The organism is Polaromonas sp. P1_G1 (assembly GCF_056405595.1).
Map to the genome: position 1 here is coordinate 33,650 of NZ_JBFUBU010000010.1, position 18,832 is coordinate 52,481.

An 18,832-nucleotide genomic window follows, 5' to 3' on the forward strand; every position below is an offset into this window, starting at 1 on the left:
GCAAACCCCTTTGGCAAAGATGCAGGTTTCCATGCAAGGGGCGGGCCTGTGGGCGCAGTTTGCGGCATCGCCGCTGCAAATCGCCGGGCCCCGCCCTAAGCGCTGTAGGGCCAGCCCTACAAATCCGGCGTTTTGGCGTGGCGCTCGGCATACAGCGCGAGTTCCACGTCGTTGCGGGTGCCGGTTTTTTCGAGGATGCGCGCGCGGTAGGTGCTCACGGTGTTGGCTGCCAGGCCCAGCTGCGCACCAATTTCGCCCACGGACTTGCCGGCCGTGAGCAGGCGGAACACCTGGTGCTCGCGGTGCGACAGCGATTCTGTGCCGCCGCTGCCGCTGCCGGCCGCGCTGCCGCCCATGGCGCTGGCCAGGGCCTCGGCGGCAATCGCCGACACATAAATACCGCCGCCGGCCACCTTGCGCACCGCCGCGATCATGTCGTCGGGGTTGGCGCTTTTGTTCAGGTAGCCGGCCGCGCCCAGCTTGATGCAGCGCACGGCGTATTGTTTTTCGGGATAGGTGCTGAGCATCAGCACCGGCAGGCGCGGCCATTGTTTCCTGAGGGCCTGCAGCACGTCCAGGCCGTCGCGGTCGGGCAGGGCGATGTCCAGCAGCACCGCGTCCAGGCCCTTCTCGCCGCCGAGGGCTTCGACGCGCAGCAGGACGTCGGGGCCGGTTTCAGCCTCGGCCACGACCTCGATTTCAGGGGCGTCGGCCAGCACCTGCTTCAGGCCCTCGCGCACGATGCGGTGGTCGTCGCCGATCAATATCTTGAGCATATTCATGGTGGGGTGGCGGCTGCGGCCGGCAGCGCGATGCGCAGGTGGAAAAGCGAGCCGCGGCCGGGTTCGCTGCTGATCTCCAGGCTGCCGCCCAGATGCCGCGCGCGCTCGCGCATGCCCATCACGCCATAGGCGTCGGCGGCTTCAAAGGCGGCGGCTTCGGCGCCGCGGCCGTTGTCCTGCACCGCGATGCTGATGCCGGCCGCGTCGGCGTGTATGTGTATGGCGACTTCGCTGGCGGCGGCGTGGCGGCCGACGTTGCTGAGCATCTCCTGGAAGATGCGGAAGATGGCGATGGACCCCGGCTCGGGCAGGGGCGCGGCGCCGGCCACGTCCATCTGCCAGTCCAGCGCCAGCTCGGCCGACTGCACGAACTCGTGCGCCTGCCAGTCGAGCGCGGCCCAGAGTCCCTGGTGGTCCAGGATGCTGGGGCGCAGGTCGGTGATGATGCGGCCCACGTTGTCGACGGCGCTTTCGATCAGCCGGCCCATGTTCTGGCATTTGTGGCGCATGGTGTCGCGCATGGCCTGGGCCGCTTCGGGTTCGCGCTGCTGCTGCTCGCCCAGGCGCTTGTCCAGCCAGCCCACGTCCATCTTGAGGGCCACCAGCAGGCTGCCGAGCTCGTCGTGCACCTCGCGCGCGATGCGGGTGCGCTCCTCCTCGCGCACGCTGTGGGTGTAGGCCGTGAGTTCGCGCAGGTGCTGCAGCGCTTCCGAGAGCGCGTGCGTGCGTTCGCTGACGCGCTGCTCCAGCACCGCATGGGCCTGGCGCAGCGCATCCTCGGCCTGGCGGCGCGCCGAGATGTCGACAAAGGTGACCACCGCGCCCTGCACTACGCCGCCTTCGACGATGGGGTAGGAGGAATACTCGACCGCGAAGGCGCTGCCGTTTTTGCGCCAGAACAGTTCGCTGTCGATGCGGCAGGGCAGGGCCTTGCGGAAGGCGTTGAAGATGGGGCACAGCTGCTCGGGGTAGTGCGCGCCGCCGGCATGCGAGTGGTGCGCCAGTTCGTGCATGTTGCGGCCCAGCACCTGCTCCGCTTCATAACCCAACTGCTCGGCGCCGGCCCGGTTGATGAAGGTGCAGCAGCCGTCCATGTCGATGCCGAAAATGCCTTCGCCGGTGGATTCCAGCAGCTGCGACAGCCGGTCGCGCCAGACGGCCTGGCCGGCGCCCGGCAGGTGAGTGGGCGCGGGGGCGGCAGGCGGCGGCGTCATCGGCGTGACGGGCATGACCGGGATGGCGATGTCTTCAAACATGCACTGCATTAGCAAGCCGCGTGCCCAGCTTGGTGCGGGCCCACGCCCGCGAAGCGCGCCAAAGCGGTGCGGAAACCTAGCCCCGCGAAAAGCGGACCCCGAGTTTCCAGCTGCCGTCGGCCCCGGGCTTTCCAGACACCACCAGCTGGCGAACGTTGGGATTGGGCTGGTCGAAATCCTGGCGGGGCGCGGAAATGTCGAGCACAGCCAGCTGGATGGCCTTGCCTTCAAACCGCACGGCCAGGCGCTTGCCCTTTTGTGTCAGAAACGCGGTCGTGCCCTCCAGCCTGACCTCCGCCTCGGTGGTCATCGCCCACCGGACTGTGCTGCCAGGGCCGGCTCCGAGAAGCTCGTCGTCGAGTTGCACCCCATCATCCAGGAAACGGGCGCGGCGGGTGGCCCGCGTGACCTGGCCCGGTAAAAGCGCGGACGTCAGGTCTATCAAGGCCTCGCGTTCGGCCACCATGCGCAGCGTGGCCATGCCACGCGCGCTGTGTACCTGGCCGTCCAGCGTCAGTGTGTTGTGCGCCTGGGCCGACAGCCTGAAGACCCGCCAGCGTGACGAATCCCCTTTCATGTTCCACAGGTCTATGCCGCGTGATTCCAGACTGCTGTAGTCCTGCGCGCCCAGGTCCTTGGCCCATCGCAGGCCATCCAGGTCGAGCACAAAACTGCCTGCATCCATGTGCGCATGGCTGTGCGCCGCGCCGCCCGCCTTGATGGCAAACCACCATGCGTCCGGATCGGACCATGATGAACGCCAGATGGCGAGCGGCTGCGCCCCCTGGCCCGAGAAATTTGTCGGCGCGGTATTTTCCCTTGTTTGTGTGGGCCACCACAACACCGAGAGAGGCGCGAAGAGGTCAGACAGGCCCTGCCCTTTGCGGATCATCCGGCGCTTGGCCGTCAACAACGCGGGCTGGTCCAGTTCACGGGCCAGGTAGACGATGGCGCATGGCAGGCCCTGGTCCTCGGTGCTGTCGGCAAAATTGAAATACTTCCCGGACGGGCCGATGGTGTGGGCATAGAACTGGGCACTGCGCTTGAATCCGGGCGCATCCAGCAAGCCCCAATTGCGGTCCGTGTTGCCGTCCTTGTTGCCGCGCAGTGCGGCGGCCAGCAGCACCGTATAGCTGCTTCCGTAGCTCCAGTAGGCCGGCCCCTCCGGGTAGACCCCATCCGGGCGGTAGGCATTGAGCCCGATAAAGACGCCCTGGCGCGCCGCGGCGAGCAGATCGGCTGCAAGTGCGGGTTCATCTTCCTCAACGGCCAGCGCGCCGAGGACCATACCGCCTATGCAAACCTGGTTCCAGTTGTTGGTGGACCTGAACGTGATGTGGCCGTTGCGCGCCTGGGCAATGCCCTTGTCGACAATCGCGGCGCGCAGGGCGGCACGGTCATAGTCCGACAGGTCATTCAAAAGCCAGCTGTAGGAAATGGCCATGCCCGTGGTGATCTCGGCGAGCTGCAGGTAGATATCCGGAAGCCAGTCACTGAATGCGGCGACGGCGAGCATTTCCTGCCGGGCGCGGTCCAGAAAAACCCGCTCCCCCGTCACCCGGTAAGCGAAAGCCCACTGCAGGCTTCGGCGAATGAACTCGCGCGAGACACCGAGAGGGTGGCCGCCCTTGGGTTTGTGCTCCAGCGAAGGCAGGGCGATGTCACTGCGGGCGCGTGCCAGCAGTGCCGCGGTGAAACGGTCAAGATCGGGGTCCGCTTTGCATCGATCAGGCAGGGAAGACCAATCGCTTTCGCTGGCAAGCAGCGTTGGGCGGACCTGAACTGTCTGGGACGATTCGGTCGCCGCCTGCATGCTTGCGCAGCCCGTCAACTGGGCGGTGGCTGGAAGCATCGCTGCAAGAAAATCACGGCGGCTGAAAGGCATCGTTTTTGTCCTGCAGTCCCGAGTAGCGGGGTTGCTTGCTAGTCCGTGAATTCAGTGAACATCGTTTCAGGGCAACGCCCGCCTGAGCCATTGCGTGTGTAGTAATTCCAGCGGTACGCCATTTCCGTGTTGTCCCGGCAAGCCACACCCTTGTACAGCTTGCCGTAAGTGGCCCTGGCCCCCGAGGAGGACCGGTAGCTGTCATGGCTTTCAGCCACCAGCACGCCATCTTTGGGGTAAACCTTCAGCACGCCATAAGACGCGTTGCTCGGAATGTCGTAGTCCACATAGAGTGTGTTTCGCTCGGCATCCCGCCCTGAATTTTCTATCAGGATAAAAACCGCCTGTTGCTGCTCAACCAGCTCCTGCTGCGTCAGGTGGGTAAATGTCTGGGATTGGATTTTTTTACCGAACTTCAGTGCCGGGCCCAGCACCAGCAAAGGTTTTCGATCGCCCGTAGCGGCAGGGTTGAACCGATGTTGAAGCGGCTTCTTGAACCGGTTGACGACAGCCGAGAAAATTTCATCGTCGCTAAAGTTCTGATTTTGCAGCTCCAAAGCCCAGACAGGGCTTGCAGCGCATAGCAGCATGGCCGCCATGAATGCGTGTGTTTTGAAATTGACCATGACCAAGCTTACCAAGCCAGGGCTCTGTCCGGACGGCCGCGATGGCGGGCCCGCATCATGGCGCGAAGTCCTGAACTTCTTCGATAGGGGTTCTGGGCATATGCCAGGCATGAGCAAGCAAGGTGCCCAGCTTGGTGCAAGGCCGGATGCTTTTTGCGCGCCAAAGCGGTGCAAAACGCCGCCTCCAGGCGGGAATCCCTGTAAAGTCCAAGGCATGCTTATGATTTCCGGGGCCGCTATACGCTCCTTGCCGCGGCCCTCCTTCGCTCTTTTGATTGCCACGGCCCTGCTCGCGGCCTGCAGCCCCACCCTGAACTGGCGCGAAGTGCGGCCCGAGGGCACGCGCCTGGCGTTGCTGCTGCCTTGCAAGCCCGACAAGGCGCAAAAAACCGTGCCCCTGGGCGGGCCGGCGACGCCGCTGTCCATGCTGGGCTGTGATGCCGGCGGCGCCACCTTTGCCGTGGCAGTGGCGCAGTTGGGCGATGCGACCCAGGCCGCGCCTGTGCTCGCGCAGTGGCAAAACCTCACGCTGGCGAATATGAAGGCCGGGCCGGCACAGGTCTCGCCGCTCAAGCTGCCCGGGGCGGCTGATGCCATCCTGGTCAAGGCCCAGGGCCAACGCGCCGACGGCACGGCGGTGAGCGGGCAGGCGGCCTACTTTGCCCAGGGCGGGCAGGCCTTCCAGGTGGTGCTGTATGCCGACCGCATCACGCCCGAGGTCGCCGAGACCTTTTTCTCCAGCCTCAAATTCGAATGACGACCGCCGAAACCTCCATGTCCTCCGCGCACAGGGCATCATCCGCCGCGTCCGAGCCCGGCCGGCTGGATGCCTGGACCGGCGCGATCGTGTTCCTGGCCTTTGCCGCGGCCTACTTCTGCTCGGCGCTGGTGCGGGCCATCACGGCCACCTTGTCGCCGGTGCTGACACAGGATTTTTCGCTGCATGCGCGCGACCTGGGGCTGCTGGCGGGCGGCTATTTCCTGGGTTTTGCCGCGACGCAGCTGCCACTGGGCACCTGGCTGGACCGCCACGGCCCCAAGCGCGTGATCCTCAGCTTTTTAAGCCTGGCCGTGCTGGGCTGCCTGGCGTTTTCGCTGGCCACGAGTTTTGCCTGGCTGCTGGCCGCGCGTGTGCTGGTGGGCATGGGCGTGAGCGCCTGCCTGATGGCGCCGCTCACCGGCTTTCGCCGCTGGTTCGAGCCGGGCACGGTGCTGCGCGCCAATTCCTGGATGCTGATGACGGGCTCACTGGGCATGCTGGCCTCCACCCTGCCGGTGCAGTGGCTGATGCCGGTGACGGGCTGGCGGCCGCTGTTCTGGATCCTGGCGGCCATGATTTTGCTGTGCATGGTGGCCATTGCCTGGGTGGTGCCGACCTGGAAGCTGAGCAGCTCCAGCGCGCCGGGGGCGCCGGCCGAAGCCGAGGCCGAGACCGGGTATGCGCCCATCTGGCGCAGCCGCTATTTCCGCAAGATGACGCCCATGGCCTTTTTCAACTACGGCGGCCTGGTCGCGGTGCAGACCTTGTGGGCCGGCCCCTGGATGGTCAAGGTCGCGGGTTATACGCCGCTTGAGGCCGCCACCGGCCTCTTCTCTATCAATGCCACCATGCTGGTGACCTTCTGGAGCTGGGGCATGGTCAATCCCTGGCTGTCGCGCCACGGCTGGTCGGCGACCCGGCTGATCACCTGGGGCGTGCCGGTCAGCATTGCGGTGCTGGCCTTCAACATCGCGGGCGGCACGTCCACCGGCTGGCTGGGCTGGGCCTTGTTCTGCATGGGCTGCAGCGTGATGGGCCTGGCGCAGCCCGCGGTGGGCATGGCTTTCAAGCCCGCGCTGGCGGGCCGGGCGCTGTCGGCCTACAACCTGATGATTTTTGCCGGCGTGTTCGTCGTGCAGTGGGGCATAGGCCTGCTGATCGACGTGTTCGCGGCCCTAGGCCTGGGGCAGGTGGCGAGTTTCCAGGCGGCCATGGCGGTGTTATTGTGTTGTTGTATCGCCTCATATGGGTATTTCCTCAGTGTCCGCGCCGATAATTCAGTGGAACCCGCAAACCCATGAACGGCATTTTTATCATCGCCCACGCCCCGCTGGCCTCCGCCCTGCGCCAGTGCGTGCTGCATGTGTTCCCCGACAACGCCCCCGGCGTCGCCGCGCTGGACGTCCAGCCCAACATGCCGCCCGAGGAAACCCTGGCCCAGGCGCGCATCATGCTGGCGCAGCTGGGCACCTCGCATGCGCTGGTGCTGGCCGACGTGTTCGGCGCCACGCCCTGCAACGTCGCGCAAAAGCTCGTCGACGGCGTTCATTCCAAACTCATCACCGGCATCAACCTGCCCATGCTGCTGCGCACCATCTCCTACCGGCACGAGTCACTCGACGCCCTGGTGGCGCGGGCCCTCATCGGGGCCACACAGGGCGTGATGCAGGTGGCCATCACCGCACCGCAGAACCAGGTACGCCGAAACCATGATCAAGACCAGCACGACCATCAGCAATAAGCTGGGCCTGCACGCCCGCGCCTCCGCCAAGCTCACCAAACTCGCCGGCAGCTTCGGCTGCGAAGTCTGGATGAGCAAGGGCGAGCGCCGCGTCAACGCCAAAAGCATCATGGGCGTGATGATGCTGGCCGCCGGCCTGGGCAGCACCGTCGAGGTCGAGACCAACGGGAATGACGAGCAGGCGGCCATGGATGCGATCCTCGCGCTGATCACCGACAAATTTGGAGAAGGTGAATGACCTCCCGCTCGCTCCTTGCAAGCAGGGGCCGCGGAACCGGCTTTGCCGGGCCGCAGGCGCAGCGGCCCCCTCGGGGGGCAGGGAGCTACGCGCGGCGAGCGACCGTGGGGGCTGCATGACCTTTTCAGTCCACGGTCTTGCCGTATCGCGAGGGATCGCGATAGGCCGTGCCGTGCTCGTGGCGTCCAGCCGCGCCGACGTGGCGCACTATTTTGTCGACGATGCCAAGACGGCGGACGAGATCACGCGGGTGCGGGTGTCGCGCAATGCGGTGATGGAGGAAATCACGCGCCTGCAGCAGGACCTGCCCAAGGACGCGCCGCACGAGCTCGCCGCGCTGCTGGACGTGCACCTGATGTTGCTGCAGGACGAGCAGCTGATCAGCGGCGTGAAGCACTGGATCACCGACCGGCACTACAACGCCGAGTGGGCGCTGACCACGCAGTACGAAATCATCGCGCGCCAGTTCGACGACATGGAGGACGAGTACCTGCGCGAGCGCAAGGCCGACCTCGAGCAGGTGGTGGAGCGCATCCTGCGCCACATGAAGGGCGTGGCCTCGCCGGTGCAGCCGGCGGGCCAGGCGGGCGCGGGCCGCAAGCTTTCGCAGCAGGACCTGCTGCTGGACGACACCACCGACGTGCCGCTGGTGCTGGTGGCGCACGACATCTCGCCGGCCGACATGTTGCAGTTCAAGCAGAGCCTGTTCGCGGGCTTCGCCACCGACGTGGGCGGCAAGACTTCGCACACGGCCATCGTGGCGCGCAGCATGGACATCCCGGCGGTGGTGGGCGCGCGCAGCGCCAGCCAGCTGATCAAGCAGGACGACTGGGTCATCATCGACGGCGATGCCGGCGTGCTGATCGTCGACCCTTCACCCATCATCCTGGCCGAGTACGGCTTCAAGCAGCGCCAGGGCGAGCTCGAGCGCCAGCGCCTGAACCGCCTGAAGAACACGCCCGCGCTGACGATTGACGGGCAGCGCATCGAGCTGTTGGCCAATATTGAAATGCCCGAGGACACCGTGGGCGCGGTGACGGCAGGTGCGGTCGGCGTCGGGCTGTTTCGCAGCGAGTTCCTGTTCATGGGGCGCAGCGGCAAGCTGCCCGACGAGGAAGAGCAATACCAGGCCTACCGCAAGGCGATAGAAGGCATGCACGGCCTGCCGGTGACCATACGCACGGTGGATATAGGCTCCGACAAGCCGCTGGACCGCCACGCCAAGGCGCAGGACACGCACCTGAACCCGGCGCTGGGCCTGCGCGCCATACGCTGGAGCCTGGCGGACCCGCCGATGTTCCTCACGCAGCTGCGCGCCATCCTGCGCGCCGCCGCGCACGGCCAGGTCAACCTGCTGGTGCCCATGCTGGCGCACGCCACGGAAATCCGCCAGACCATGTCGCTGATAGACCACGCGCGCGCGATGCTCGACAACAGCGGCACGCCCTACGGCCCGGTGCGGCTGGGCGCGATGATCGAAATCCCGGCGGCCGCGCTCACGCTCAAGCTCTTCCTGAAGTACTTCGACTTCCTGTCGATAGGCACCAACGACCTGATCCAGTACACGCTGGCGATAGACCGCGCCGACGAGACGGTGTCGCACCTCTACGACCCCTGCCACCCGGCGGTGCTGCGCCTGATCGCCGACACCATCGCCGAATGCGATGCCCAGGGCAAGGGCGTCAGCGTCTGCGGCGAAATGGCCGGCGACGTGGGCATGACGCGGCTGCTGCTGGGCCTGGGCCTGCGCAGCTTTTCCATGCACCCCTCGCAGATCCTGGYGGTCAAGCAGCAGATCCTGCGCGCCGATGCGTCCAAGCTGCAGCCTTGGGCGGCACAGGTTTTGGCGAGCGAAGACCCGGCCGCCTTGCTTCAATCCTGAGCAGACGGGTCCGCCCCGTCGAAACAAAGCGAAACATCCCGCAACCGGCGCGAAAACACCCTCGCGTCCCGCGCGGGCACCATGAAGACCTTCCAACCTCTGCAAGGCTCTTCATGAAACACCGCATCAAAAAAACGCTGCTCGGCCTGTTCGGCGGGGCGCTCATCATCGGCAGCCTGGGCGCCTGCGCGCAGCGCGGCCCCGGCGGCATGCACGGCGACATGGGTTCGCCCGAAGCCCGTGCCCGCATGGTCGAAAAAATCGGCTCGCGGCTGGACCTCGATGCCGCGCAAAAACAGAAGCTCACGGTGCTGGCCGACAAGCTGCAGGCGCAGCGCACCGCCCTGCGCGGCGCCACCGAGCCGCGTGACACGGTTCGCGGCCTGTTCGCCGGCAACAAGCTGGACCAGGCGGGCGCGAAAAAACTGATCGATGAAAAAACCGCGGCCCTGCAGGCCGGCAGCCCCGAGGTGATCGCCGCCGCGGCCGATTTCTTCGACAACCTGCGCCCCGAGCAGCAACAGAAAGTGCGCGACTTCATGGAGCGCGGCCGCCGCTGGGGCCACCATGGCTGAGGCGCTGTTCTTTCCGCCCGCCCGCATGGCGCGGGCTGTGCGGCACGTGAGTACCGTGGCCGAGACGGGCAGCGCCAGCGGCGGCGTGCGCCTGCTGCTGCGCGCCGAAGGGCTGGTGGTGCTGGCCGCTTCGGTGGCGGCCTATGCCCAGTTCGGCGCGGGCTGGGGCTGGTTCGCGGCGCTGTTCCTGCTGCCCGACCTGTCCTTCCTGGCCTACCTCGCCGGGCCGCGCTGGGGCGCGCTGGCCTATAACGCGGCGCATTCTTATTTAGGTGCGGTCGGTTTGCTGGCCGCGGGCGTGCTCGGTGCTTCACCGATGTTGCTGGCGGCGGCGCTGGTCTGGTGCGCGCACATCGGTTTTGACCGCCTGCTCGGCTACGGCCTCAAGTACGGCGCGGGTTTTGGCCATACCCATCTGGGCCGGCTGGGCCCACAAGATCCGTGGTGAAAACGGCCCACCCCTGGCGCATGCTGCGCGGCTTCCTGTTGCTGGAGGCCGGCCTGCTGGTGGCCGCCTCGCTGGTGCACAGCGGCCTGCTGCTGCGGGGCCATGCCCACGGCCAGGCCCGCATCGCCGAGGCGGTGATCGCCGCCGTGCTGCTGGCGGCCTGGGGGCTCAGTTTTGTGATGCCCGGGCGCACGCGCAAGCTGGCGCTGCTGGGGCAGTCCTTCGCGCTGATCGGCACGTTGGTGGGCCTGTTCACCATCTTCATCGGCATAGGGCCGCAGTCAGCGCCCGACCTGGTGTTCCACCTCGCCCTGGTGACCTTGCTGCTGGCGGGCCTGTACTTTGCGCGCCGCGCGAGTTTCATATGATGGCCGCATGCCCCGCATCCTCCTGATCGACGACGACGAGCACCTGGCCGCGCCGCTGGCCGCTTATTTCGCGCGTTTTGACTTCGTGCTGGACAGCGCCCTGCGCCCCGGAGAGGGCCTGGCCAAGCTGCGCGCCGGCACGTACGACGCGGCCATCCTGGACGTGATGCTGCCCGAGATGGACGGCTTCGCGCTGTGCCGCGAGATCCGCAAGGAAAGCGACATTCCGGTCATCATGCTGACGGCGCGCGGCGACGTGATGGACCGCGTGGTCGGCCTGGAGCTGGGCGCCGACGACTACCTGCCCAAGCCTTTTGAGCCGCGCGAACTGGTGGCGCGCGTGCAGACCATCCTGCGGCGCCAGCGCGCCGTGGCGCCGGCCGGCCCGCGCCGTGTGTTCGAGGGCCTGGTGATCAATACCGAAACGCGCGAGGTGCTGCGCCTGGGCGAGAAGGTCGAGCTGACCGGCACCGAGTTCGAACTGCTGGCGCTGCTGGCGGCCGACCCGGGCAAGGTGTTCAACCGCGACGACATCCTGAACCGCCTGCGCGGCCACGAGGCCGAGCTGTACACGCGCGCGGTCGACATCGTGGTGAGCCGGCTGCGCAAAAAACTCGAGCCGCTGGATTGCATCAAGACGCTGCGCAACGCCGGCTACACGCTGGCGGTGGGCAAGGCGGGCGCGCCATGAGGCGGCCCAAGCGCTGCCGCCCATCCCGGCCCGAGCGCTGGCGCCACCGCTGGGGGCACTCGCTGCGGCTGCGGCTGATCACGGTGTTCCTGCTGCTGGCGCTGGCCATGGGCGCGGTTTTCATGGGCGGCATGCAGCGCGCGTTTTCCAGCGGCTGGCGCGATGCGGCCAGGCCGCTGATCATCGACTACACGGACAGGCTGGTGGCCGACCTGGGTTCGCCGCCCGACCTGGGCCGCGCGCAGGCGCTGGCGGCGCGGCTGCCGATCTCGATCCGCATCGAGGGTCCGCAGGTGAACTGGCAGTCGCACCCCGACCGCAATCGCTTCGAGGGCCGTACCGGCGAATGGCTCAGCCGCACCACGGCCGACGGCCACAAGGTGATCTTCGGCCCCGGCACCATCCCCTCGCACGGCATGTTCGGCTGGATCACGCTGGCGCTGCTGCTGGGCCTGCTGGTGGGCGCCTACGCCTATGTGCGGCGCCTGCTGCGCCCGCTGGACGACATACGCGCCGGGGCCGAGCGCTTCGGCCGCGGCGTGTTCGACACGCCCATCCCGCTGCGCCGGCGCGACGAACTCGGCGACCTGGCCGCGCGCGTCAACACCATGGCGCACGACATCAAGGCCATGCTGGACGCCAAGCGCGGGCTGCTGCTGGCGCTGAGCCACGAGCTGCGCTCACCGCTGACCCGTGCGCGCCTCAATGCCGAGCTGTTGCCCGTCGAAGGCGAGGGCAGCGCGCCGCGCGAGCGCGAGGCGCTGCTGCGCGACCTCGGCGAGATGCGCGACCTGATCAGCGACCTGCTCGAAAGCGAGCGCCTGGCCAGCCCGCACGCCGCCCTGCAGCGCGAGACGGTGGACCTGGCCGCGCTGGCGCGCGAGGTGGCGGCCGACATGCCGCAGGCGGCGGGCGTGGAACTGGACCTGGCGACTGACCTGCCGCCGCTGGCGCTGGACCGCATGCGCGTGCGCCTGCTGCTGCGCAACCTGCTGGACAACGCGCTGCGCTACAGCGCCGGCGCGGCCAGCCCGCCGCGCGTGTCGCTGCGGGCGGCGGAGGGCGGCGGCGTGCTGCTGGAAGTACGCGACTTCGGCCCCGGCGTGGAGCCGGCGCAGCTGGAGCACCTGACCGAGCCTTTTTTCCGCACCGACGGCGCACGCCAGCGTGCCACCGGCGGTGTCGGCCTGGGCATGTACCTGTGCCGGCTGGTGGCGCAGGCGCACGGCACGCAGCTGGAGCTGCGCAACGCGGCGCCGGGGCTGGCGGTGCAGGTGATGTGGCGCTGAAGCGCGGCGTTTCGCTGTAGCGCCCGGCGGGCGCTCAGGCCGGCTGGTCGGCGCACACCTCGCGCACGCAGGCGCGCAGCCAGCGGTGCGCCGGGTCGGCGTCCAGCCGCGGGTGCCACATCAGGGACACGGTGATGTCCGGTGTGGCGACCGGCAGGGAAAAGCTCAGCATGCCGGCGCGCAGCTTGCCCGTATGCCGCTCTGGCACGCTGGCGACCAGCTCGGACTCACGGGCCAGGGCCAGCGCGGCCGAAAAACCGCCGACGATGGCGGCGACCTCTCTCTGCAGCCCGAGCGGCGCCAGCGCTTCGTCGACCGGTTCCGCGCCCAGGCCACGCCGCGAAACGGCGATGTGCCGGGCGGCCGCATAGCGGGCCGGCGTGATCTCGCCCTCACCCAGCGGGTGGCCCAGGCGCACGGCGCCTATAAAACGGTCGCGGAACAAGGCCTGCACACGCAGCTCCGGCGCCGTGGACTTGCCGATCACGCCGGTTTCCAGGTCGACGGCGCCGTCGCGCAGCGGCGTGCTGTCTTTGTCGAGCTTCTGCACAAAACACAGGCGCACGCCGGGCGCTTCGCGGCCGACGCGGGCAAGCAGCGCCGGCCCGAAGTTCTCGACAAACCCTTCGCGGGTGCGCAGGGTGAAGGTGCGCACCAGCTGTGCGAGCTCCAGCTTTTCGGCGGGGCGCAGCACGGCTTGCGCGTCCTGCACCAGTTGCCCGACCTGTTCGCGTAATTCGATGGCCCGCGGCGTGGGCACCAGGCCGCGCCCGGCCCGGACCAGCAGCGGGTCGCCGGTGGTCTCGCGCAGGCGCGCCAGCGCCCGGCTCATGGCCGAGGGACTGAGCCGCAAGCGCCTGGCCGCGCCGGCCACGCTGCCTTCCGCGAGCAGCACGTCGAGCACGGCCAGCAGGTTGAAATCGGGGGTGGACATGAACTAACCATAGCGCATTTGCCTATGACATGGCGTTTGGTGCACGAATAAAGTGCAAATGCTGCGTCTTCCGCTATGTGAGGCAAAGACCTACGCTTTAGACAGCTCCATTTCGGGAGCTGCCAAATGAAGAAAGCGCAGCCCATGTCCAAGCCAATCCCTGTCAAACCCGATGAGGCAGCCGTGCCGTCCATGCCGCCCGCTGTGCGCTGGGCGCTGGCCAGCCTGTCGCTGTCCATGCTGCTGTCCTCGCTGGGCACCAGCATCGCCAATGTCGGCCTGCCCACGCTGGCGCAGGCCTTTAACGCCTCGTTTCAAGGGGTGCAGTGGATAGTGCTGGCCTACCTGCTGGCCATCACCACCTTGATCGTGGGCGCCGGGCGGCTGGGCGACATGGTCGGGCGGCGGCGCCTGCTGCTGGCCGGCATTGGACTGTTCACGGCGGCCTCGGTCTTGTGCGCCGCCGCGCCCACGCTGGGGCTGCTGGTCGCTGCCCGCGCGGCGCAGGGCCTGGGCGCCGCCGTGATGATGGCGCTGACCATGGCTTTTGTCGGCGAGACCGTCCCCAAGGCCAGGACGGGTGGCGCCATGGGCCTGCTCGGAACCATGTCGGCGGTGGGCACGGCCCTGGGCCCCTCGCTGGGCGGTGTGCTGATCGCCGGCTTCGGCTGGCAGGCACTCTTCCTTGTCAATGCGCCGCTTGGCCTGCTTGCGCTGCTGATGGCCTGGCGCTACCTGCCGGCTGATCGCGGGGCCGAAGCCGGTAAGACCGATAAGAACGGCAAGGCCGGTTTCGATATCGCTGGCACGCTGCTGCTGGCCCTGGCGCTTGCCGCCTATGCGCTGGCCGTGACCCTGGGGCGGGGCAGTTTCGGCCGGCTCAATGTCGTGCTGCTGTTGGCGGCGGCCCTGGGCGTGAGCCTGTTTGTGTTTGTCGAGGCACGCGTCGCGTCGCCGCTGGTCCGCCTGGCGATGTTCCGTGACCGTGTGCTGAGCGCGAGCCTCGTGATGAACGTGCTGGTCGCGACGGTGATGATGGCGACGCTGGTGGTCGGGCCTTTTTACCTGTCCCGCGCACTGGGGCTGGACGCGGCGCTGGTGGGGCTGGTGCTGTCCGCAGGGCCGGCGATCTCCGCGCTGAGCGGGGTGCTGGCGGGCCGGCTGGTCGACCGCCTGGGCGCGCCCGCCATGGTCGTCGTGGGGCTGGCTGCCGTGGTCGCGGGCGCCATCGCGCTTTCTCTGCTGCCGGCGCTGTTCGGCCTTGCGGGCTATCTTGCCGCCATCGCCGTGCTGACGCCCGGCTACCAGCTGTTCCAGGCCGCCAACAACACGGCCGTCATGGTGGACGTCGCGCCGGAGCGGCGCGGCGTTGTGTCCGGCTTGCTCAATTTGTCGCGCAACCTGGGGCTTGTCACCGGCGCTTCTGTCATGGGCGCGGTGTTCGCGTTCGCCTCGGCGGCCAGCGACATCACGGCGGCAAACCCCGAGGCGGTGGCCGCGGGCATGCGGACCACCTTCGTGGTCGCGGCGGTCCTGGCCGCCGCCGCGCTGGCCGTGGCGCTGGGAAGCCGGGCGTTCGCGCCGCGTGAAGGTGTGAGCGCGGCCTAACGGGCCCGCGTGCCCAGCACCGCCGCGCCTATGATCATCACGGCCGCCAGGCCTATGCTCCAGCTCAGCGCGCGGCCGCTGACCAACATCAGCAGCGCGGTGGAGCCCAGCGGCGTGAGGTAGCTCAGGATGCCGATCTGCCGGGCGTCGCCGAGCTTGAGGGCCTTGTCCCAGAGGAAAAATGCCGCGCCCAGCGGGCCCAGGCCCATCACGGCCAGCAGCAGCCAGTCCTGCGCGGACAGCACGGCCGCCGGTTCCAGCGCCCAGTGGCACAGCAGCGAAAGCCCGCCCGACACCAGGCCGAACAGGCCTATGGCTGCGGTGGGAAAAGCCGGGACGCGTTTTGTCAGCAGCGAGTAGCTGGCCCAGATCAAGGCCGAGCCCAGCGCCGGCAGGTAACCCCATGACCAGCCGCCCGTGGCCGCTCCGTTGGACGCCCCCAGGATGGCGATCGCCGCGCCGGCAAAACCCAGCAGGGCCGCGGCCACATGCACCGTGCGCAGCTGCACGCCGCGCAGGAACAGCGGCGCCAGCACCACCATGAACAGCGGCCACAGGTAGTTGACGAGGTTGGCCTCGACGGCAGGCGCATGCCGTAGCGCGATGAAGAGCAGGAAGTGAAAGCCGAAGAGGCCGTACACGCCCAGTGCCAGGGTGGTGGCAGGAATCTTCCACTGCGTCCGGTCACGCAAAACAAAGGGCAGGGCCAGCACGCTGCCGATCAGCAGCGCGACGCCGGTGAGCAAAAAAGGCGGCACATGTTTGAGTGACACGCCCAGCGAGGCCAGCAGGGCCCAGAGGGCGATGGCACCCAGCGCATAGAGGTTGGCAGGCATGGGCGTGAGCATAAAAGCCGCAGTGCCCGCCGTCGTCGCGCAAGCACGGTCTGCCGTCGCGCAAGCGGGGCCTAACGGGGTCTGTGTCCTACACGAATGCCTACATCCGGTAACCAGCTTCACCTCCCAGGCGCGGGGCGGACACCTGGCGGGCACGGGCCGGGCTTGAAATAAAGGCTCTCATTCCACTTCGACCCACTTCGAGGAGACCCTATGAAAAAGCTTTCCATTCTTCTGCTGTCGGTGATCGGCTTTATGGCCTTGTCGGGCTGCGTGGCCTATCCCGTGCCTTACGACAACGGGCCGCATTACCGCGGCGGCGGCCCTGGCTACGGCGGCCCGCGCTACGACCGTGACGGCGACGGCGTGAGCGACCGCTACGACCGCCGGCCCAACAATCCCAACCGCTATTGAGTCTGTGACTGCCGCCTGAGGGCGGCGGTCAGCGCCGAGGGCGAGTTGTAGCCGCAATGCAGCGCGGTGTCGGCGACGCTCATGCCGCGGCCGCGCAGTTGCCGGGCCAGGTCCAGGCGTTGCCGGCGCAGCCAGTGCATGACGCTGAGGCCGGTCTCGCGCCGGCAGCGCACAGCGAATTGCGTCGGGCTTAAAAATACCTGCGCGGCGAGTTGCGCCACGCTGAGCGGTTCGTGCAGGCGCTGTTGTGTCCAGCCGGCGAGCCGTTCCCAATGGATGGGGCGCAGGTAGCGTGAAGGCGATGCCGGTTGCGGCTGCCAGGCTTCCAGCAGCAAGGCCGGGCCGTAGTGCTGCGCCAGGCTGCCGCGCTGCTCCAGGGCGTGGGCCAGGTAGTTGCCAAGGGCCAGGGCTTGCGCCGTTTTAAGCGGATCATTGGCGCAGCGTGCCCAGGCGGCGTGCGGGGTATCCAGCACGATGCAGCGGCTGCCTTCGCGCGATTCAAAATCGTGGTGTTCGCCGGGCGCGATCACGCAGCCCTGGCCGGCCGCGATGCGGCGCCCGCGTCCCTGCACCTCCAGTTCGAGCACACCGTCCAGGCCCAGCAGCACCTGGAAGTGCCCATGCGCATGGCTGCCGTGCGAGGCGCCGTAGCGGCGCAGCGACAGGGAGCCTTGCGGCGCGTTCATGTTCCGTGGGTCAGAGGGTGGCGATGGCCGCGTCGGCCTTGTCGGCGACACCGGCCGCATGGGCCTGCTGGTCGGCGTGGTAGCTGCTGCGCACCATGGCGCCGACGGCGGCGTGGGTGAAGCCCATCTTGTAGGCCTCKKCCTCGAACATCTTGAAGGTGTCKGGGTGCACRTAGCGGCGCACCGGCARRTGGCTGGTGGAGGGCGCGAGGTACTGGCCTATGGTCAGCATGTCGATGTTGTGGGCGCGCATATCGCGCATCACCTGCAGGATTTCCTCGTCGGTCTCGCCCAGGCCCACCATGATGCCGCTCTTGGTCGGCACATCGGGGTGCAGGGCCTTGAACTTCTTGAGCAGGTTCAGGCTGAAGGCGTAGTCGCTGCCGGGGCGCGCTTCTTTATAGAGGCGCGGCGCGGTTTCGAGGTTGTGGTTCATCACGTCGGGCGGCGCGGCCTTCAGTATCTCGAGCGCGCGGTCGTCGCGGCCGCGGAAGTCGGGCACCAGGATTTCAATCGTGGTGGCGGGCGAGAGTTCGCGGATTTTCTGGATGCACTCGACAAAATGGCCGCTGCCGCCRTCGCGCAGGTCGTCGCGGTCCACGCTGGTGATCACGACGTATTTCAATTTCAGGGCCGCGATGGTTTTGGCCAGGTTCAGCGGCTCGTTCACGTCCAGCGGGTCGGGCCGGCCGTGGCCGACGTCGCAGAAGGGGCAGCGGCGCGTGCATTTGTCGCCCATGATCATGAAGGTGGCCGTGCCCTTGCCGAAGCATTCGCCGATGTTGGGGCAGCTGGCTTCTTCGCAGACGGTGTTGAGCTTGTTCTCGCGCAGGATCTGCTTGATCTCGTAAAAGCGCGTGGTCGGGCTGCCGGCCTTGACGCGAATCCAGTCGGGCTTTTTGAGCATTTCGCCCTGCACCACCTTGACGGGGATGCGCGAGAGCTTGGCCGCGGCCTTTTGTTTGGCCAGCGGGTTGTAGCCTTCCAGGGCCTGGACTTCGCGGACCACCGGGTTGGCCGTGGTTTGGAGGGGGTCGGGTGTGCTCATGAATGTGTTTCGTGTTGGCGGCAGGTGGCTTCGCGCCTTAGGGCGCCAGGTAGGTGACGAGCTTGCGGCCCAGCACATCCGCGGCTTCCTGCCAGCTTGCCGATACCCCGATTGTAGAAAGATCTGTGGTTTGCAGTCCCACATAGCCGCAAGGGTTGATGCGCGAGAAGGGTTCCAGGTCCATGGCGACGTTGAGCGCCACGCCGTGGTAGGTGCAATGCCGGCTGACCTTGATGCCCAGGGCGGCGATCTTGCCGAGGCCGCGAAACGGGTCGGCCGGGTTCAGCGGGCCGGTCAGCGCGGCGTGCGAGGCTGGGTCGTCCAGGCGCACATAAATCCCGGGCGAGCCGGCCACGCGGTGGCCGGTGACGCCGAAGTGCGCCAGGGTCTTGATGACGGATTCTTCAATCCGGTAGACGTATTCCTTGACGTAGTAGCCGGCGCGCTTGAGGTCTACCAGCGGGTAGGCCACGACCTGGCCGGGGCCGTGATACGTCACCTGGCCGCCGCGGTTGGTCTGCACCACCGGGATGGCACCGGGATTGAGCACGTGGTCGCTTTTACCCGCCAGGCCCTGGGTGTAGACCGGCGGGTGTTCGCAGATCCACAACTGGTCGGGCTCGCCCTGCGCCGCCTGCAGCCCACCTTCAGCGGCGCCGGCCGGGTGGCGGGCGGCCGTGAAGGCCTGCATGGCTTCGTAGGTGGGCAGGTAGTCGACCCGGCCCAGGTGGCGTGTTTCGGCCTGCATCCGCGCTGTCCGTCTTG

General features: G+C 67.6%; 21 protein-coding genes. 12 read left to right on the forward strand and 9 right to left on the reverse strand.

Annotation, left to right across the window (positions count from 1 at the left end; genetic code table 11):
* Positions 1-116: 116 nt before the first annotated feature.
* The 4 genes from AC1D1Y_RS06555 to AC1D1Y_RS06570 form a co-directional block, all read right to left on the reverse strand.
* Positions 117-782, reverse strand: a complete 666-nt coding sequence (locus AC1D1Y_RS06555; RefSeq protein ID WP_477681629.1) for a response regulator — start codon at positions 780-782, stop codon at positions 117-119.
* Positions 779-1,996: a sensor histidine kinase gene (locus AC1D1Y_RS06560; protein WP_477681690.1), complete on the reverse strand. Its 1,218-nt coding sequence runs from the start codon at positions 1,994-1,996 to the stop codon at positions 779-781. Before AC1D1Y_RS06560 ends, AC1D1Y_RS06555 begins: the two co-directional genes overlap by 4 nt.
* A 118-nt stretch (positions 1,997-2,114) precedes the next feature.
* Positions 2,115-3,890: a heparinase II/III domain-containing protein gene (locus tag AC1D1Y_RS06565; RefSeq protein ID WP_477681630.1), complete on the reverse strand. Its 1,776-nt coding sequence runs from the start codon at positions 3,888-3,890 to the stop codon at positions 2,115-2,117.
* A 71-nt stretch (positions 3,891-3,961) separates the two neighbouring features.
* The gene (locus tag AC1D1Y_RS06570) at positions 3,962-4,522 is read right to left on the reverse strand and encodes a hypothetical protein (protein WP_477681631.1); all 561 of its coding nucleotides are present in this window, start codon (positions 4,520-4,522) and stop codon (positions 3,962-3,964) included.
* Between the two features lie 241 nt (positions 4,523-4,763).
* Between AC1D1Y_RS06570 and AC1D1Y_RS06575 the strand changes: the two genes are divergently transcribed.
* From AC1D1Y_RS06575 to AC1D1Y_RS06620, 10 genes are all read left to right on the forward strand, one after another.
* Complete coding sequence (locus AC1D1Y_RS06575; protein WP_477681632.1) at positions 4,764-5,306, forward strand: hypothetical protein; 543 nt, start codon at positions 4,764-4,766, stop codon at positions 5,304-5,306.
* Positions 5,303-6,610 (forward strand): MFS transporter, encoded by a 1,308-nt coding sequence (locus tag AC1D1Y_RS06580; RefSeq protein WP_477681633.1) that lies wholly within the window; start codon positions 5,303-5,305, stop codon positions 6,608-6,610. Before AC1D1Y_RS06575 ends, AC1D1Y_RS06580 begins: the two co-directional genes overlap by 4 nt.
* Positions 6,607-7,050: a PTS sugar transporter subunit IIA gene (locus tag AC1D1Y_RS06585; RefSeq protein WP_436155839.1), complete on the forward strand. Its 444-nt coding sequence runs from the start codon at positions 6,607-6,609 to the stop codon at positions 7,048-7,050. Before AC1D1Y_RS06580 ends, AC1D1Y_RS06585 begins: the two co-directional genes overlap by 4 nt.
* On the forward strand, positions 7,019-7,288 hold the full coding sequence (locus AC1D1Y_RS06590; RefSeq protein ID WP_477681634.1) for an HPr family phosphocarrier protein: 270 nt from the start codon (positions 7,019-7,021) through the stop codon (positions 7,286-7,288). Before AC1D1Y_RS06585 ends, AC1D1Y_RS06590 begins: the two co-directional genes overlap by 32 nt.
* 115 nt (positions 7,289-7,403) lie before the next feature.
* Positions 7,404-9,170 carry a phosphoenolpyruvate--protein phosphotransferase gene (gene ptsP, locus AC1D1Y_RS06595; RefSeq protein ID WP_477681635.1) on the forward strand — a complete coding sequence of 589 codons (1,767 nt, stop codon included), beginning with the start codon at positions 7,404-7,406 and terminating at the stop codon, positions 9,168-9,170.
* Positions 9,171-9,283: 113 nt separating this feature from the next.
* Positions 9,284-9,745: a Spy/CpxP family protein refolding chaperone gene (locus AC1D1Y_RS06600; protein WP_477655780.1), complete on the forward strand. Its 462-nt coding sequence runs from the start codon at positions 9,284-9,286 to the stop codon at positions 9,743-9,745.
* Positions 9,738-10,193 (forward strand): DUF4260 domain-containing protein, encoded by a 456-nt coding sequence (locus tag AC1D1Y_RS06605; RefSeq protein WP_477681636.1) that lies wholly within the window; start codon positions 9,738-9,740, stop codon positions 10,191-10,193. The genes AC1D1Y_RS06600 and AC1D1Y_RS06605 overlap by 8 nt, the downstream gene beginning before the upstream one ends.
* A complete protein-coding gene (locus tag AC1D1Y_RS06610) occupies positions 10,190-10,561 on the forward strand; it encodes a hypothetical protein (RefSeq protein ID WP_477655778.1) in 372 nt (123 codons plus the stop codon). Before AC1D1Y_RS06605 ends, AC1D1Y_RS06610 begins: the two co-directional genes overlap by 4 nt.
* A gap of 7 nt (positions 10,562-10,568) precedes the next feature.
* Positions 10,569-11,252, forward strand: coding sequence for a response regulator transcription factor (locus AC1D1Y_RS06615; protein WP_477655777.1), 684 nt, complete (start codon positions 10,569-10,571; stop codon positions 11,250-11,252).
* Positions 11,249-12,541, forward strand: a complete 1,293-nt coding sequence (locus tag AC1D1Y_RS06620; RefSeq protein WP_477681637.1) for a sensor histidine kinase — start codon at positions 11,249-11,251, stop codon at positions 12,539-12,541. The genes AC1D1Y_RS06615 and AC1D1Y_RS06620 overlap by 4 nt, the downstream gene beginning before the upstream one ends.
* A 34-nt stretch (positions 12,542-12,575) precedes the next feature.
* On the opposite strand, the gene AC1D1Y_RS06625 is transcribed toward AC1D1Y_RS06620, so the two are convergent.
* Positions 12,576-13,475, reverse strand: a complete 900-nt coding sequence (locus tag AC1D1Y_RS06625) for a LysR family transcriptional regulator (RefSeq protein ID WP_477681638.1) — start codon at positions 13,473-13,475, stop codon at positions 12,576-12,578.
* Positions 13,476-13,619: 144 nt separating this feature from the next.
* Between AC1D1Y_RS06625 and AC1D1Y_RS06630 the strand changes: the two genes are divergently transcribed.
* Positions 13,620-15,083: an MFS transporter gene (locus tag AC1D1Y_RS06630; protein WP_477681639.1), complete on the forward strand. Its 1,464-nt coding sequence runs from the start codon at positions 13,620-13,622 to the stop codon at positions 15,081-15,083.
* Here the strand turns inward: AC1D1Y_RS06630 and AC1D1Y_RS06635 are convergent.
* Positions 15,080-15,919 (reverse strand): DMT family transporter, encoded by an 840-nt coding sequence (locus tag AC1D1Y_RS06635; protein WP_477681640.1) that lies wholly within the window; start codon positions 15,917-15,919, stop codon positions 15,080-15,082. The two genes, AC1D1Y_RS06630 and AC1D1Y_RS06635, sit on opposite strands and share 4 nt — an antisense overlap.
* A gap of 213 nt (positions 15,920-16,132) precedes the next feature.
* Here AC1D1Y_RS06635 and AC1D1Y_RS06640 point away from each other — a divergent pair, with 213 nt between their 5' ends.
* Positions 16,133-16,333, forward strand: coding sequence for a hypothetical protein (locus tag AC1D1Y_RS06640; RefSeq protein WP_477655772.1), 201 nt, complete (start codon positions 16,133-16,135; stop codon positions 16,331-16,333).
* Here the strand turns inward: AC1D1Y_RS06640 and AC1D1Y_RS06645 are convergent.
* Genes AC1D1Y_RS06645 through lipB form a run of 3 tightly spaced genes read right to left on the reverse strand, consistent with a single transcriptional unit; the run spans position 16,327 to position 18,815 of the window.
* A complete protein-coding gene (locus AC1D1Y_RS06645; protein ID WP_477681641.1) occupies positions 16,327-17,019 on the reverse strand; it encodes a helix-turn-helix domain-containing protein in 693 nt (230 codons plus the stop codon). The two genes, AC1D1Y_RS06640 and AC1D1Y_RS06645, sit on opposite strands and share 7 nt — an antisense overlap.
* 10 nt (positions 17,020-17,029) lie before the next feature.
* The gene (gene lipA, locus AC1D1Y_RS06650; protein ID WP_477681642.1) at positions 17,030-18,067 is read right to left on the reverse strand and encodes a lipoyl synthase; all 1,038 of its coding nucleotides are present in this window, start codon (positions 18,065-18,067) and stop codon (positions 17,030-17,032) included.
* 37 nt (positions 18,068-18,104) lie between these two features.
* Positions 18,105-18,815, reverse strand: coding sequence for a lipoyl(octanoyl) transferase LipB (lipB, locus tag AC1D1Y_RS06655; RefSeq protein ID WP_477675929.1), 711 nt, complete (start codon positions 18,813-18,815; stop codon positions 18,105-18,107).
* Positions 18,816-18,832: the final 17 nt, after the last annotated feature.